The 16,383-nt window shown below is 63.0% G+C and carries 10 protein-coding genes; 3 read left to right on the plus strand and 7 right to left on the minus strand.

Features of this window, described 5'->3' with window-relative positions:
• Positions 1–165 precede the first annotated feature (165 nt).
• Positions 166–6,447: a non-ribosomal peptide synthetase gene (locus tag HX814_RS28820; RefSeq protein WP_177009734.1), complete on the minus strand. Its 6,282-nt coding sequence runs from the start codon at positions 6,445–6,447 to the stop codon at positions 166–168.
• A gap of 486 nt (positions 6,448–6,933) precedes the next feature.
• Here HX814_RS28820 and HX814_RS28825 point away from each other — a divergent pair, with 486 nt between their 5' ends.
• Both HX814_RS28825 and HX814_RS28830 read left to right on the plus strand, forming a co-directional pair.
• Entirely contained in the window at positions 6,934–7,728 is a 795-nt protein-coding gene (locus HX814_RS28825) for a helix-turn-helix transcriptional regulator (protein ID WP_008430236.1), read from the plus strand.
• Positions 7,728–9,209, plus strand: coding sequence for an efflux transporter outer membrane subunit (locus HX814_RS28830; RefSeq protein WP_256344141.1), 1,482 nt, complete (start codon positions 7,728–7,730; stop codon positions 9,207–9,209). The genes HX814_RS28825 and HX814_RS28830 overlap by 1 nt, the downstream gene beginning before the upstream one ends.
• A gap of 186 nt (positions 9,210–9,395) precedes the next feature.
• Here HX814_RS28830 and HX814_RS28835 read toward each other — a convergent pair whose 3' ends face one another.
• The gene (locus HX814_RS28835) at positions 9,396–10,736 is read right to left on the minus strand and encodes a sorbosone dehydrogenase family protein (protein WP_177009733.1); all 1,341 of its coding nucleotides are present in this window, start codon (positions 10,734–10,736) and stop codon (positions 9,396–9,398) included.
• 185 nt (positions 10,737–10,921) lie between these two features.
• Here HX814_RS28835 and HX814_RS28840 point away from each other — a divergent pair, with 185 nt between their 5' ends.
• A complete protein-coding gene (locus HX814_RS28840; protein ID WP_003208266.1) occupies positions 10,922–11,509 on the plus strand; it encodes an Sbal_3080 family lipoprotein in 588 nt (195 codons plus the stop codon).
• A 244-nt stretch (positions 11,510–11,753) separates the two neighbouring features.
• Here the strand turns inward: HX814_RS28840 and HX814_RS28845 are convergent, their stop codons facing one another.
• The 5 genes from HX814_RS28845 to HX814_RS28865 all read right to left on the minus strand — a co-directional run bounded on the left by HX814_RS28845 (position 11,754) and on the right by HX814_RS28865 (position 16,324).
• On the minus strand, positions 11,754–12,719 hold the full coding sequence (locus HX814_RS28845) for a pyridoxamine 5'-phosphate oxidase family protein (RefSeq protein ID WP_177009732.1): 966 nt from the start codon (positions 12,717–12,719) through the stop codon (positions 11,754–11,756).
• Positions 12,720–12,721: 2 nt separating this feature from the next.
• Positions 12,722–13,621 carry a LysR family transcriptional regulator gene (locus HX814_RS28850; protein ID WP_177009731.1) on the minus strand — a complete coding sequence of 300 codons (900 nt, stop codon included), beginning with the start codon at positions 13,619–13,621 and terminating at the stop codon, positions 12,722–12,724.
• Positions 13,621–14,538 (minus strand): LysR family transcriptional regulator, encoded by a 918-nt coding sequence (locus tag HX814_RS28855; RefSeq protein ID WP_003208270.1) that lies wholly within the window; start codon positions 14,536–14,538, stop codon positions 13,621–13,623. Before HX814_RS28855 ends, HX814_RS28850 begins: the two co-directional genes overlap by 1 nt.
• A 167-nt stretch (positions 14,539–14,705) precedes the next feature.
• Positions 14,706–15,326 (minus strand): glutathione S-transferase family protein, encoded by a 621-nt coding sequence (locus tag HX814_RS28860; protein WP_003208271.1) that lies wholly within the window; start codon positions 15,324–15,326, stop codon positions 14,706–14,708.
• A 125-nt stretch (positions 15,327–15,451) separates the two neighbouring features.
• Positions 15,452–16,324 (minus strand): LysR family transcriptional regulator, encoded by an 873-nt coding sequence (locus HX814_RS28865; RefSeq protein WP_177009730.1) that lies wholly within the window; start codon positions 16,322–16,324, stop codon positions 15,452–15,454.
• Positions 16,325–16,383: the final 59 nt, after the last annotated feature.

The following is a 16,383-nucleotide window of genomic DNA, read 5'->3' on the forward strand; positions in this document are numbered from 1 at the left end:
GAACCGGGCCGGAGTGCGGGCATGCCGAGCCTAGGCGAGGCACCGAGTGGTGGGGCAGAGCCCTTTGCTTACTTTGGGGCTTTTCCAAAGTGAGCCGCTGTAAGAGCGGAACCATAGGTGGCCGTTACCGAAGAAACGGATATGCACACCACACCACACCACCACTCAAATCCTGCGTCTACGCCCCAACTGCGGAATCCCCAAAGCAGGCACCACCTCCACCCGCTCCACCCGCCTCCCAACCACCCCCGCCAACCCCACCACCGTCGGCTGACTGAACAACGAGCGCGCATCCACCTCCAACCCCGCCTTACGCATCCGCGCCACCACCCCCACGGCCAACAACGAATGCCCTCCCAACTCAAAAAAGTGATCCTGACGCCCCACCCGGTCCAGCTTCAACACCTCAGCCCAAACCCCCGCAATCACCGCCTCCACCTCCCCCCGAGGCGGTTCATAGGCACGACTCAAAACCGCCTCCACCCCAGGCTCCGGCAACCCCTTGCGATCCAGCTTCCCCGCCGGATTAAGCGGCCACGCCTCCATGTGCACAAACGCCGAAGGCACCATGTACTCAGGCAACCCCTCCACCATGTAACTGCGCAACGCCTCAAGCCCCGGCACCGCATCACGAACAGTGAAATACGCCACCAACCGCTCATCCCGAATCAACGCCGCCACCTCGCGCAATGCAGGATGCGCCGCCAACCGCGCCTCAACCTCCCCCAGCTCCAGCCGCACCCCACGCAGCTTCACCTGAAAGTCATTGCGCCCCAGAAACTCCAGGTTCCCGTCCGGCAAATACCGCACCAGATCCCCCGTGCGATACAACCGATCCCCCGCCACAAACGGGCTATCGATAAACCGCTCCGCCGTCATCTGCTCCAACCCCAGATACCCGCGAGCCACGCCCACCCCGCCGATATGCAACTGCCCACTGCACCCCAGCGGCACCGGCCGATCATGCTCATCCAATACGTAAAGCCGGGTATTACTGATGGCCCGCCCAATCGGCAACTGCAACCCCGGCACCGGCGCACCCGGCTCCAGCGTCCAGGCACTGCTGTCCACCGTCGCCTCGGTCGGTCCGTAGACGTTATGCAAGCGCACCTTGGGCAACCGCGCCTGAACCCCACGGGCCAAGGCTTCTGTCAGCTCCCCGCCACCGCATAAAACGTCGGTAAGGCTGGTACAAAGCGCAGACTCCTCCAGCTCCAGAAACTGCTGCAACATCGCCGGCACAAACTTGATCACGCTGACCTGTTGCTCACGAATCACCTGCGCCAGGTACGCCGGCTCACGGTGCCCATCGGGACGCGCCAGGACCAGGCGCATGCCATTGGTCAGCGGCCAGAACAGCTCCCACACCGAACCGTCAAAACTGAACGGCGCCCGCTGCAACAACGCGCCACCCTCGGCATTCGGGCACAGTTGCGAGCCCCAGTGCATCAGGTTGCCCAGGCCCCGATGCTCGATCATCACGCCCTTGGGCGTGCCGGTGGAGCCGGAGGTGTACATCACGTACGCCAGGTTGCGTACGCTCAGCCCCGGCACTCGCGGGTTGCCTTCAGGCGCCTGCTGCCAGGCGCCGTGGTCGAGGTCGATCACCGGTATCGACACCTCCCCCGGCAAATCGCGGGTCGCGCCGTGTACCAGCAAGGCGACCGGCGCGCTGTCTTGCAGCATGTAGGCGAGACGCTCGCGAGGGTAGCCCGGGTCCAACGGTACATAGGCGCCCCCCGCCTTGAGGATGGCCAGCAAGCCCACCACCAGGTCCAACCCGCGCTCGACACACAAGGCCACCCGCGAATCCGGCTGCACGCCGCGCTCGCGCAGGTGATAGGCCAGGCGGTTGGCGCGCTCGTTGAGCTGGCGGTAAGTCAGTTGCTGCTCACCGGCCTGCACCGCCACCGCGTGAGGTGTGTGCCGGGCATGGGCTTCGAACAGGGCGTGGACGGTCTGGTCCTCGGGGTAGTCGGTTTCGCTGGCGTTGAAGTCCACCAGTTGCTGTTGCAGTTCGGTCGCGGGCAGCACCTGCACATCGAACAGCGGCGCCTCGGGCGTCTCCACCAATCCCGCCAGCACCGTGCCAAGGTAGTCCAGCAGGCGCTGGGCACCGACCTTGCGGGGCGCCTTGGCCTTGAGCCGGAAACCGCTGGCCAGGTCGTCCACCGTCAGCATCAGTGGGTAGCTGAGGATGTCTTCGCTGCTCAGCAATTCGATGCCGGGCTGCAGCACCTCGAGTGCCTCGACCGAGACATGCCGGTAATTCAGCAGGCTGTTGAACAGCGGTGTGACGCCGCTGCAACGCTGGGCCAACGCCAGGGACGCTTGCTCGTGGGCGAGCAAGGCGCTGAGTTGCTGCTGCGTCTGCCTGATCGCCTCGCGCACCGTCACCCCGGCCAGGCGTACCCGCAGTGGCAAGGTGTTGATGAACATGCCCAGGGCACGGTCCGCGCCCTCACCGGCCTGCAGGCGTCCCAGCAGAACCGTACCGAACACCACATCGTCACGGCCCGAGACGCGACCCAGTACCTGGGCCCACGCCAGATGAAACAGGCTCGCCGCGCTGACACCCAAGGTGCGGGCCTGCTCGCGCAACAACTGGCCGAGTGCGTCGGGAAGCAGCACGTCGGCTTCCTCGGTGTCACGGCGATCCGCCTGGCGTTCCTGTAAACCGAAGGCCAGGGTCGGCTCGTCGACATCCGCCAGCCGCTCGCGAAAGAACGCTTCGTGCCCGGCCTGGCGTTCCGCCGACCGGGCCTGGGCGACCACGTTGCGATAGGGCACCGGCGCCGGCAATTGCTGTTGCTGGCCAAGCAGATGAGCCTGGATTTCCGCCATCAGTACTTGCGTGGAAGTGGCGTCGTTCACCAGATGATGGAAACGCAGCATGCCCACCCAACGGCGGTTCTGCCGGTCTTCGGCGTAATCCAGGGCCATCAGCGGCGCCTTGCGCAAGTCCAGTGGCCGCTGGCGTTCGCGCAGTTGTTCGAGAATTGAGTCCCCCTGGAGGGCCACCGGTTGCACGTCCAGAATCGCCTTGCGCCACACCACTTGCATCGGTTGTTCGAGGGCATCCCACGCCAGGCTGGTGCGCAGGATGTCATGGCGGTCGATCACCTGTTGCAGCGCCTGGGCGAACGCTTCCAGCTGTTCACGGCGGGCAAAGCTGAACATCGCGTGTTGCTGGTACGGATCGCGCTCGTCGGTGATGTGGTGATACAGCAGGCCTTCCTGCAACGGCGCCAGCGGGTAGATCTCCTGCACATTGGCGGCGCCGCCGGGGATCGCGGCGACGATGCGTTCTATCGTCGGCGGGTCCAGTTCGGCCAGCGCCAGCAGGTCCGGAGTAATCAATTGGCAACCTGCCGGAACACGGTTGGCCGGCACATCAAGCTCGGTGCCCTGGCCGACCGCTGCCGCCAGTGCGGCCAGGGTCGGCTGGCCGAACAGCACCTGCACGTCGGCCTGCAACCCGACCTGGCGCATGTGCTGCACCAACTGGACCGCCAACAGCGAATGGCCGCCCAACTCGAAGAAATGGTCATGCCGCCCCACCCGCTCGACGTGCAGCACGTCGGCCCAGATCTGCGCCAGGGCGATTTCCGTAGCACCTTCTGGGGCCTCGTAGACTCGACTGATAAATGCATCGGCACCGGGTGCCGGCAAGGCCTTGCGGTCGAGTTTGCCGTTGGCCGTCAGGGGCAACGCGTCCAGCTTTACGTAGGCCTGCGGCACCATGTAATCCGGCAAGCGTGACTTGAGATGGGCGCGAAGCGCTTCAATCGCAACCGGCGCGTGCTCGGTGAACCAGGCCAACAGCTGCCCCTCGCGTACCAGCACCACCGCTTCGGTGACCCCTTCATAACCCGCCAGGGCGGACTCGATTTCCCCCGGCTCGATACGCACGCCGCGAATTTTTACCTGGTCGTCGTTGCGGCCCAAATATTCAATATTCCCATCCGGCAGCCAACGCGCCAGGTCGCCGGTGCGGTACATGCGGCCTGGGTTGAATGGGTCATCAAGGAAGCGCTCTGCGGTCATGTCCGGGCGGTTCAAATAGCCCCGCGCCACGCCTTTCCCGCCGACGTACAACTCGCCTGCAGTACCGATGGGCACCGGCCGCTGTTGCTCATCCAGCAGGTAGACCGCGGCATTCGCGATGGGTTTGCCGATGTGCAGCGCCTGCCCGGCCTCAACGAGGCCCGAGGTGGCAACCACGGTGGCTTCAGTGGGACCGTAGTTGTTGATCACCGTGAAACTGCGCGCCTGGTTGAACTGGCGCAGGCGGTCGCCACCAATCAGCAGCGTGCGCAAAGTCGGGTGTTCGATATTCTGGCTGAACGCATACTCGGCCACCGGCGTGGGCAGGAAGCATACGTCCAGTGGTTGCGCGCGCCACCAGGCCAGCAGCGCGTCGATGTCTTCGGCGCCGTCGTGGGCCGGCGGCAAGTGCAAGGTCGCGCCCACGCACAGCGCTGGCCAGACCTCCCAGGCCATGGCGTCAAACCCGAAACCGGCAACGCTGGCGGTATGGCTGCCCGCGTGCAAATCGAAGGCCTGGCAATGCCAGTCCACCAGGTTGGCCACGGTGTGGTGCTCCACCATCACGCCCTTGGGCAGGCCGGTGGAGCCCGAGGTGTAGATCACATAAGCGAGGTTGGCGGGTGTCATCGCCACTTGCGGGTTGCGCGCCAACTGCGCCGTGGCGTGATCCAGATTGATGACCGGCACGCTCAATACCGGTAGACGCTCGAGCAAATCCGTCTGCGTCAGCACCGCCACCGGCGCGCTGTCATCGAGCAGGTAGTGCAGGCGCTCGGCAGGATGGGCCGGGTCCACCGGGACATAACAGGCACCGGACTTGAGAATCCCCAGCAAGCCCACCAGCGTCTCCAGGCCGCGCCGGGCGACGATCGCCACACGGTCGTCGGGCTTTACCCCCAGCACCAATAGCTGCCGCGCCAGGGCATTGGCCCGTTGATTCAATTGGTCATACGTCAATCGCTGCCCCTGATACACCGCCGCCACCGCATGCGGGGTCACCGCGGCCTGGGCCTCGACGCGCCCATGCAGGGTTTGCGCTGCGGGATAGGCCTGGGCGGTGGCGTTCCAGCGTTGCAACTGCGCGGTTTCCTCGGGCGTTATCAGCGAGAAGTCAGCCAGGGGCAACGCGGTGTTTTCCAGCCCCTGCTCCAGCACATACACCAGGCGATCAGCCAGGGCCTGCACCTCGTGTACCTGGAAATACGCCTCGTTGTAGACGCAGTGCAGGCACGCCGTGTCGTGGTAGCGATTGCTGCGCAAGTGAATCGCCAGCGGCAACGGCTCATGGTGGTTGGACACCTTGATCGCCCGGGCCGATGCCTGGCCGTAGCGAAATTCATGGTCGTCCTGCTCATAGGACACCGACAGGTCGAACAGTTGGCCGCGGTCGGCGCGCAGCAAACCCAGCTCGCGATTCATCTCGCTCAGCGGGAAACGTTGATGTCGGAAATCCTGCTGGAGCTGGTCGCGCACGCCACGCACCAGGGCGCTGAAAGGCAGGTCGTCGCTGAACTGCAAGCGCACGGCACTGACCTGGGTGAACAGCCCCAGGGTCGAACGAAAGCGTGCATTGGAACGGTTGAGTATCGGCAGCCCCACCACCCACTCCTGGCGCTGGCCGGTGCGGCTGAAGTACAGGTACATCGCCGCCAATAACACATGGAACGCCGACGCCTGGTAATGGTTCGCCGCCCGCGCCATGCGATTGAGCAGCGCCGCCGGAAACGGTGCTACCAGGGTGTTGCTCGGCGCATCGCCCTTGGCCTGGTAACGGCGCGTCAGCAGCGGCTCTGGCAGCGCCTGGTATTTGTCCAGCCAGTAGCTGCGGTCCCGGGCGTAACGGGCCGACTCGCGATAGCGTTCATCGTTGTCGATGAAGTCGATATAGGACGGCGCCGACAGGTCCGGTTGTCGGCCCTGCTCCAGGGCGCTGTAGATCCCGGCAAGGGATTGCAGCATCTGGCCAAAGCCCCAGCCATCGAGAATCAGGTGGTGAGCCTGGGTGCCGAGGCGGTAATGCTGGTCATCGAGCTTGACCAGGAAGAAGCGGAACAACGGCTCGTCGACCAGCGCATAGGTTCGCGCCATCTGCGCCTGCAACAAGGCCTCGGCGGCCGCGCGGGGATCCGGCTGGCGCGAGACGTCATGCTGCGGCACCGATACCGCCATGGCCCCGGCAAACGCCTGCCGTGGCAAGCCATCGGCCGCCACTTGCAACACCGTACGCAATGCGTCGTGCTTGGCCACCAGGTGCTCGATGGCTCGCTGGATCAATGCGGGATTCACGGTGCCCGTGAGTTCGATATAACCCCCGATGTTGTACAGCGGCGAGTCACCGAGGCGCAGTTGGTCGAGCCAGATATCCCGCTGGGCGGCGGTCAGGGGGAAATACGTCATAAGATCCTTCTCATGTGAGGTGTCGATAAGGCGCACAACGCCCCATTGAGGCGAAATCAACGGGATTTAAGCATCGCCCCGGAGGGCCGTATGTCACCCGAAACCCGGACAGCCCGGGTACCGCGCCGGGGTTGGCTGATGGTTCAGTGCTGAAACGATTAAATGGATGTAGGAGATTGGCTACATCTGGCCGATGCCATATAGCCGGGCATGTCGAGAAAATTGAGTAAATATGTTTTATATCAACTAGTTAACAAACTCTAAAATCCTTTTACCCTGCAGCTTCAGCCTATATCCCTGTCGGAAATGACGAAATAATGGCGCGCTTTTTATGGCAGGTTGTGTCCCTCGTTTCCGCTACATACGTAGGACAAATCCACGTGGCTAAATGAAGCCTCGAGCACCGACCCAGGTTCAAGGAGAACGGGAGGCCTGCACACGTAAGGGCAACCGTTGACGGTTTTCGACATCAAGGATGAGATGGCTATGAGTCTGACCAGCAGTATTCGGAATATGGAAAATCCGCATTTTTATTTCGAGTTGGGAGAGTTGATTTCAAGCACCGGCACTGAACACTTCGCAGCGAACATGCTGCAACTGGTCAACAAGCTGGTACCGGTTCACTTGGTGGACCTCAGTGAATGGACCCTCGACGAGCACCAGGCCTGCGTGCTCGATATCAAGTTACTTGGCAGCGACGGGTTGAAGCAGGACCTGCCGCCACCACGCACCCTGCATCACCGCGACGATCATCCGCTGCTGAAAAAAATGCTCGGCATGAACGACCCGCTGTTGATCCAGATGAATGCCAAGGCCGACAGCACCCACACCCGCGGCACCTCCCATCAGTGCAACCTGGTATCGCGCCAGGCCAATCGGCGCTGCGTGATTTCGTTCTACCGGCCCCACACCCAACGCGCCTTTTCCCTGGCGCAGCTGTCGTTTCTCAAGAGCCTTTCGGAAACCTTGCTGCCGTTGATCGAGCGCCACGCGCAGATCAATCGACAGGCCCCGCCGGTAGCGCCCGAGCCCTCTAAAACTCCGTTGGAGCAGTCGCAATTGCAGCGCGAATTCTATAAACGCCTGTCACTCAGTGACATCACCTTATCGGCGCGGGAACAGGAGGTTTGCCTGGGGTTGTTGACCGGCGGAACCGTACCGCAGATGGCCGAGAAACTCAGCGTGAAAAACAGCTCCATCGAAACCTACCTCAAGCGCGCGGCGGCCAAACTGGGCGTGAGTGGCCGGCATGGCCTGGCCAAATGGATGGTTGGCGCGTGATGAAAAAACTGATGCTCGGCGTGGCGTGTGTGCTTGGCGGGTGTTCGTTGATCCCGGACTATCAGCGGCCCGAGGCACCGACCCCGGCGCACTTCCCGGTGTATAACGCGGACCGGGTGGGGCCATCGGCCGCCGGGCCTGACTGGCAACAGTTGTTCCGTGACCCGGTGATGCGGCAGTTGATTGGCCAGGCCCTGGTGAATAACCGTGACCTGCGGGTGGCGGCGCTGAATGTCGAAGCGTTCCAGGCGCAGTACCGCATCCAGCGTGCCGACCTGTTCCCGGCGGTGTCTGCCACGGGTGCCGAAAACCGCCAGAAAGTCCCGCGGCGCGCCACTACCACCGGCAAGTCTGCGATCACCTCTACCTATTCGGCGACATTGGGCGTCAGCGCCTACGAGCTGGATTTTTTCGGCCGTGTACGCAGCCTCAGTGAGCAGGCGATGCTGCAATACCTGGCCACTGAAGAAGCTCGGCGCAGCGCGCAACTGAGCCTGGTGGCCAACGTCGCCAACGCTTACCTGACCTGGCGCGCCGACCAGGAACTGCTGGCCCTGGCCCGGCAGACGCTGGCCTCGGACGAGCACAGCCTGCGTCTGACGTCGCGCAGTAAAACGGCGGGCAAGGCGACGTCGATTGATGTGATCCAGGCCCAGACCAGCGTCGAAAGTACCCGGGCAAGCATTGCGCGCTACCAGCGGCAGGTGGCCCAGGACCTCAACAGCCTGGCGTTGCTGGTGGGTGGGCCGGTGCCGGATTCTTTGCCGGCACAGCCGCTGTCCGACGACCTGGTAGCCCGGGTGCCGGCCGGGTTGCCGTCGGACCTGCTGCAACGGCGGCCGGATATTGTGCAGGCCGAGTATCAGCTTCAGGCGGCCAACGCGAATATTGGCGCGGCGCGGGCGGCGTTTTTTCCTTCGGTTACGCTGACGGCCAACGCGGGCACCTCGAGTAAGGATCTGTCGGGATTGTTCCAGGGGGGCTCGGGGAGTTGGGGGTTCCAGCCGCAGATCAATCTGCCGATCTTCAACGCGGGCAGCCTGCGGGCCAGCCTGGATTACGCGAAGATTCAGAAGAACATTTATGTCGCGCAGTATGAGAAGTCGATTCAGACCGCGTTCCAGGAAGTCTCGGACGGGCTGGCGGCGCGGCAAACGTATAACGAGCAACTGGCGGCGCAGCGGGATTTTGTTCGGGCCAACCAGACGTATTACGACCTGGCTCAGCACCGGTATCGCAGTGGGGTGGACAGTAATCTGGTGTTTCTGGATGCGCAGCGCTCGTTGTTCAGTTCGCAGCAGGCGTTGATTGTTGATCGGTTGGCGCAGTTGGTGGCGGAGGTGAATTTGTATACGGCGTTGGGTGGGGGGTGGGAGGGTGATTCTGCTGGGGGTGGGGGTGGGGGCATATCCGCTTCTTCGGTCACGGCGGCTTATGGTTCCGCTCTTACAGCGGCTCACTTTGGAAAAGCCCCAAAGTAAGCAAAAGCAAGAGCACGGCGGCCTGAAAGCCGACCTGAGTGTTAAAAGCAAAAGCAAAGCCGCTTTGCTGTAGGAGCTGGCTTGCCGGCGATGCAGACACCTCGGTGCATCAGGTACACCCAGTTGATGCCATCGCCGGCAAGCCAGCTCCTACAGTGGACCGTGAGCCGCTGTAAGAGCAAAACCCTAAGGTCTTACCCGTGCCACCCGCCACACCTTGTTCCCCACATCATCCGCCACCAGCAACGCGCCCTGCCCGTCCAACGCTACACCCACCGGGCGCCCCTGAGCCTCTCCATCACCATTTAAAAACCCAGTCAGGAAATCAACAGGCACACCCGACGGCTTTCCGTCCCGGAACGGAATAAACACCACCTTGTACCCCGCCTGCGGATTACGGTTCCAGGATCCATGCTCCCCCACAAACACCCCATCGGCAAACACCGCTGGCATCCCCCGCGCATCGGAAAAAGTCAGGCCCAACGGCGCAACGTGAGTCCCCAGCGCGTAGTCCGGTGCAATCGCCTGGGCGACCTTGTCCGGACGCGGCGGCTGCACCCGGCTGTCAACGTGAGCCCCGTAATAACTCCACGGCCAACCGTAGAACGCGCCGTCCCGCACCGACGTCAGGTAATCCGGCACCAGATCGCTGCCGATCTCGTCGCGCTCGTTGACCACCGTCCACAACTGCGTAGAGCCGGGTTTCCACGCCAGCCCATTGGGATTGCGCAACCCACTGGCGAACAGACGCTTCTGCCCACTGGCAAGATCCAACTCCCAGATCGCAGCACGCCCTTCCTCGGCCTCAAGCCCATTCTCACCCACATTGCTGTTGGACCCGACGGTCACATAAAGCTTGGTACCCTCAGGATTGGCCAGGACGTTTTTGGTCCAGTGATGATTGATCCCGGCCGGCAGATCAGTGACCTTCACCGGCACGGCATCGATGTGAGTCTGGCCCCGAACATAAGGCACCTTGACCACCGCATCGGCATTGCCGATATACAACTCATCCCCCACCAACGCAATGCCAAACGGCGACGCCAGCCCACCGAGAAACTCACTCTTCACCTCGGCACGCCCATCACCGTCGGCGTCCCGCAGCAGCGTGATCCGGTCGGCGCTCGGCGTATCGGCACCGACCCGCCCCATCACAAACCCCATCGCGGTACGACGCGCCCAGGCGAGCAAACCCGTGCCGCCGTCCGTGGCACCTTCAGGCATGGGCGGATGGTTACTCTCGGCTACCAGCACGTCGCCATTGGGCAAGGTGTACACCCAGCGCGGATGGTCAAGGTCCGCGGCCAACGCCGTTACCGTGAACCCATCGGGCGCCGTTGGCTGGGCATTACCGGGCCAGCCGACAGCCTTGGAAACCTTGAGTGTCGGGATCAGTGATGCAGTGGGTTCGGGCAGTTGCGGGCTTGGCCCCACACCGGCCTGAAACGGCAGTTTGGAGGAATCGCCACAGGCGCTGAGGGCAGCCGTGGCGGTGATCAGCAGCGCAAGGCGGCTTGGTGCATTCATTGGGAAACCTCGGGACAGCCCTTTATCGGGCAGGCAAAAACCGCTGCAGTATTGCGCCCGCAGGCCGCACCAAACACAGGGTACAGCGCAATTCAGATTTGCCGCAGAGGCACGAATAGTCCTTACGAGATAAGGAGGGAAAGCAGTGCTATCATCCAGCCACTATTGATGACATGGAGGCCGCTATGCGCATACCCCTCGCTCCGATACTGATCGCTATGACCCTCACCATCACGGGTTGCAGCATCAAGCAAACCGTCGCCCCGGCCACCCTGTCCAACGATCAGCCACCGGAAATTTGCCTGATTCCTGCCGAAGGCCTGCGTGCCGGATTCAATACCACCTACACGGCACAGCTGAGGAGCAAAGGTTTCCAGACACGCGAGGTGGCAGCCGGCAGTCCACCCTCTGTATGCACGCTGTCGACGACCTACATTGGCAAGTGGACATGGGACATGGCGCTGTACATGTACTACGCCGATATCCGTGTGTATGAACAGGGCCGTCAGGTCGGCCAGGCGGAATACGACGCGTCGTGGGGCGGTGGTCGCCTCGACAAGTTTATCGATGCGCAGAACAAAATCATCGAGCTGACCGATCAACTCTTTCCCAATCCGGTATACCGGGCAAGCACACCACCAGCGGCCAGTTCCAATGCACCACCCGCACTCGACAAAGCAGCCTACAAGAAGAAAAAGCTTGAGCAGTTGATGCAGGAAAGCACGTCTTACGACGATTACCAGAAACGTTATCGCGAGATCCTCGCGGAATAAATTATCGCCATGAATCAATGCAATCGAGTCAAGGAGCAGACATGCTGAATGCAGTAATGGCTGGAAAGAGGCGTGGCACCGGCCTGGAAAACCAGAAGCAGGCGCTGGGCCTGGCACGGCCTGCGTACCCATCCGATGTGACAAACTCGACAGACCTATCGGCCGGCCTCGCTAGGCCCGCCTATACACTCCCCCTCGTGCGGCTGAGTTAAAGCTCAACTGCGCGAGGGGTGCAGCCCCCCACTCAGGCTTTCCACGGCCCCAACGCCAGGCTGTAGGGAGAAAACCCCTCGAACTGCCAACGCAGCGCCAGCGCCGCATCCCTTCGGACCACGTGTTCCACGGTCACCTTCCACAACCGCTCAGCCCCCTCGAACGTGGCCACTTCATCTCCTTCAAGAATCACCTCGGCCCGCCCGGCCACCTGCAACACATCACCCGTAGCAAAATCCACAAACAGCAAGCCCGCAACCGGGTTGACCTGCACATTGCCCAAGGTGTTGAAAAACGAGTTGCCGGTAAAATCGGGAATCGTCAGCACCTCTCCCTCCAACCGCACAAACCCACTGTTGCCGCCTCGGTGTGAAACGTCCACCGAACGCTTGGCCGCATCTCCTTCCAGGTCCACATAGCTGGCGACGAAAAACGTATCAGCGCTGCGAATCAGCGCCCGGTCAGCGTCATCGAGCGAGTTCGCGCGCCGCACAATACCTCCCGCAGCGCGCTGCCCCCGGGCACCCGGATCCACCGCACGCAACTGGATGTACTTCGGGCAATTTCCAAACGTGTGCACCACCGCCACGGTAAAACCGTCGACGCCGGCAGCCCCGATAACCCCGTTCATGCGATTACGCCGCCGCGTATTCAGGTCAATGCCCAACAGCCCGACCGACGCGCCTTGTTTCAGCCCGCTCCCGGCGGGGTCACTCTCCGCAGGCAGGCTGTCGATACGCAAGCTGTAGGGGTCCGGCGAATACGCAAACCCCGGCGTGCCCTCCAGCAGCGTGGCCCAGGGCAGCCCCTGCTCATCCACGGCCCCCACCACCAGATAGGGCAACAACTCATAAAAAGCCCGATGCTGCTCCGGCAAGTGATCCCGTATCACCTTCGCGCCGATCACCTCCATGCGCCCGGCCACGCCGGCACTTTGCTGCAACTGCCGCTCGCCGGCATGCCATGGCGAAACGGGGGACGCGTCCTGGTGATTCATGATCAAGCCCTCGGTGAATGAAACGCCGGATGTTCACGCAATGCCGCCACGCTGAAATCGACAAAACTGCGCACCCGCATCGAAGCGTTGCGCCCTTCGCGGTAGACCACATGCACCGGCAGCGGCGGCGGTTCATGGGCCTGCAATACTCGACACAGTTGCCCGCTCGCCAGGTGCTCGTGCACCGGGTAGCTCAAGCACCGGATCAACCCTGCGCCCTGCACCGCCGCATTGATCGCGCCCTGCACCGTGGTGCAACCGAGACGCGCCCGGGCCTTGATGCTGGCGCCCTGGAAATCCCACTGCACCCAATTCGAATACGCCTGGCTGGCGACCAGCCGATGCTCCTTGAGCGCCTCCGGTTGCATCGGTTCGCCATGGCTTTGCAGATAGCCGGGGCTGGCGCAGACGATGTTGCGCACATGGCCCACGGGCCGGGCAATCAGGGATGAACCGGGCAGTTCTCCCACCAGGACTGCCACGTCCAGGCCGTCTTCATTCAGGTTCGGATAATGATCGTGGTAATGGGCAAACAGGCGGACTCCGGGATAGCGCTCCAGGTAGCCGGCCAACAGCGGCGCCATCACATAACGGCTGAACAGCAACGGAAAAAACACCCGCAGGTTTCCCTCGGCCTGCGCGTGCGCACCCTGGGCAGACGCTTCGGCGGCGCTCACGCCGTCAAGGATCCGCGAACAGTCGGCCATGAACGTCGCCCCGGCTTCGGTGAGGCGAATGCCCCGGGTGCTGCGCTGTACCAATGGCACGCGCAAGCGCACCTCCAGCCGGTCAATCGCGCGGATCACAGTGGGTCCCGAGATGCCCAGGCAGCGGGCTGCCGCGGCCAGGCTCGGCTGCCGGGACAGCGCCTGGAAGATCTGCATGTCGCGATAACGGTCCATCAGGCCGGCCGCTGCATCGATGGGTTGAGCGCAGCATCCTGCCCCAGCCGGCTGACCAGAAAATCCACGAACGTGTTGACCTTCGCCGGTACCCGGGCGTTGTTCTGGAACACCACATGGATCGGCAAGGCCGGCGGTTCGAAGTCTTGCAGGATGATCTCCAGTGCGCCTGCACGCACATCGCTGGCCACCTGATAAGACAACACCCGTGTGACGCCCCAGCCCAGGCGCGCGAGGTTGATCGCCGCGTTGTTGGCGGTGACTACCAGGCGCGGCTCAACGGCCACGCTCAACGGCTGGCCGCCTTCCCTGAACTGCCATTCGCTGACCAACTGGCTGGAAGACGACGTGACAATCTTCGCCTCACGCAGTTGCCCGGGGTGCAGTGGCCGGTGCCGCTCAAGGTAAGCCGGCGCCGCGCACACTACGCGACGCACCTCGCCGACCTTGATCGCCTGCTGGCCGGGTTCCTGCAAATGCCCGATGCGCACGGCCACATCGACGCCTTCATCGGTCATGTTGACCACACGGTCCACCAGCAAGGCGTTGATGCTGACCTGGGCAAACAGGTCCAGGTACTCCCCCAGGATTGGCGCGACGAACAACTCGCCGAACAACACCGGCGCGGTGACCGTCAGGTGCCCCCACGGGATCGAGAAGCTGCCTGCTGCCGCTTCTTCGGCCTCAGTCAACTCCGCGAGGATGCGCCGGCAATCGTCCAGGTAACGCTGGCCGGCCTCGCTCAGGTGCAGGCTGCGGGTGGTGCGCGAAAGCAACTGGGTGCCAATACGCGCCTCCATCGCGGCAATCGCGCGGGTCACGCTGGGGGGCGAGATATTCAGGCGCCGGGCCGCCGCGGCAAAGCCCTGTTCTTCGGCGACGGCGAGGAAAATCTGCATTTCCTGGAAACGGTCCATGAGTCCCCTTAATCGAATGGAGTACACCAGCCCAGTGGCTTCGCAGCTGTGGTGGCGAGGGAGCTTGCTCCCGCCGGGCTGCGTAGCGGCCCCAAAATCCTGGGAGCGCTGCGCACTGGCGCGCCAACCCGGTCCAGCGGGAGCAAGCTCCCTCGCCACAAAAATCTTCAAGCCTTGGCCAAGCCCACAGCCGTGCGTTGCATACCGATAAAACCCGGCAGCGCCTCGATACTGCCCAGCCAGGCGCGAACCTGCGGATAGTCGTCCAGCGCGACATTCCCCTCCGGCGCATGGGCGATGTAGGTGTAGTGCGCGATATCGGCAATCGTCGGCAGGTCACCGGTGAGAAAACGGCTCTGCTCCAACTGGTGCTCTACCACTTTGAGGAATGCGTGGGAGCGGCTGATGGTCGCCTCGGCATCCAGCGCGGCACCGAACACAGTGATCAATCGCGCCGCAGCCGGCCCGGTGTGCAGCGGCCCTGCCGCAGCCGAGAGCCAACGCTGCACACGGGCCTGGGCCAAAGGCTCGGTCGGCAGCCACTGGGCGGTGCCATATTGGCCGGCGAGGTACACCAGGATCGCGTTGGAGTCCGCCAGCACCACACCGTTATCATCGATCACCGGCACCTGGCCGAAGCTGTTGAGGGTGGCCAGGAACTCAGGGGTTTTGTGCGCGCCTTGCTTCAGATCGACGTGCACCCGCTCAGCGGGCACGCCCAGCAGCGACAGCATCAACTCAACCCGGTGGGAATGGCCAGACAAGGGGTAACGGTACAGTTTGATCATGACGGGCTCCGCGATGTGCCAGGGACTCGACCCGGTGATCGGGTCGATAACGCTTATGTTCCACCGCTACGGCACGCAGCAGAATAGCCAGTTTTTACAATCCAGCATTTCACCGGATGAAACAATCAATCGCCAAACAACTCGTCGATCAGGTTGAACAGGGTGGTTTTCACCGGGCTGTCGAGCTCGGTCCACGCCAGGCCGGTCCTGGCCCGGAACGCCCCCAACGCCAGGTGCCTGGACACGCAATTGGCCGGCAGCGCCCGGGCCGCCTGCAGCGGCAACACACCCACACCCAGCCCGGCCGAGACCAGCGCCAGCATGGTGGTGAACTCGCCGAGTTCGGAGGCGATCTCCAGCGGCACGCCCATCGCCTGCACGAATTCATCGTAGAAACCCGGTGCATAACGCCGGGCCAGGATGAACACCGGCACCTTGAGCAAGTCCGTCGGCTGAATGGTTTCCTGGGTCGCCAACGGATGCTCGCCGGGCAAGGCGACCACGAAGCTTTCCTGCAGCACCTCAAGGGTCTGCACGCCGGGATAGGCCGCCGGCAAACGCATCAGGCCGAAATCCAGCTGGCCGTTTTTCAACGCAGCCGCCTGATCCGGGCCGGGCATGTCCTTGAGCTCCAGTTCAATTCGCGGGTAGCGCTGGTGCACCGCACGAATCAACCCGGGCAGCAATTGCGGCAATACCGACGAGACAAATCCCAGGCGCACCCGGCCGATCTCCCCGCGGTTCGAAGCCCGGGCGGCATCGGCGGCGCGGGCAGCCTGGTGCAGGGTGGCGCGGGCTTCCGGCAGAAACACCCGCCCGGCTTCCGTCAGTGTGACCGAGTGCCGGTTGCGGTCGAGCAGGCGCACGCCCAGGCCGCTTTCGAGCAGTTTGATCTGCATGCTCAGCGCCGGTTGCACGATCGACAACTGCGCGGCCGCCCGGCCGAAATGCAGTTCCTGGGCGAGCACGACAAAGGCGCGCAGGTGCTTGAGTTCCATCAGGTTGGCTCCGGTTATCACGATTATTGATCACCCCATCACAAATGAAAATTGGACGC

It is taken from the genome of Pseudomonas sp. C8002, from assembly GCF_013385765.1.
GTDB lineage: Bacteria > Pseudomonadota > Gammaproteobacteria > Pseudomonadales > Pseudomonadaceae > Aquipseudomonas.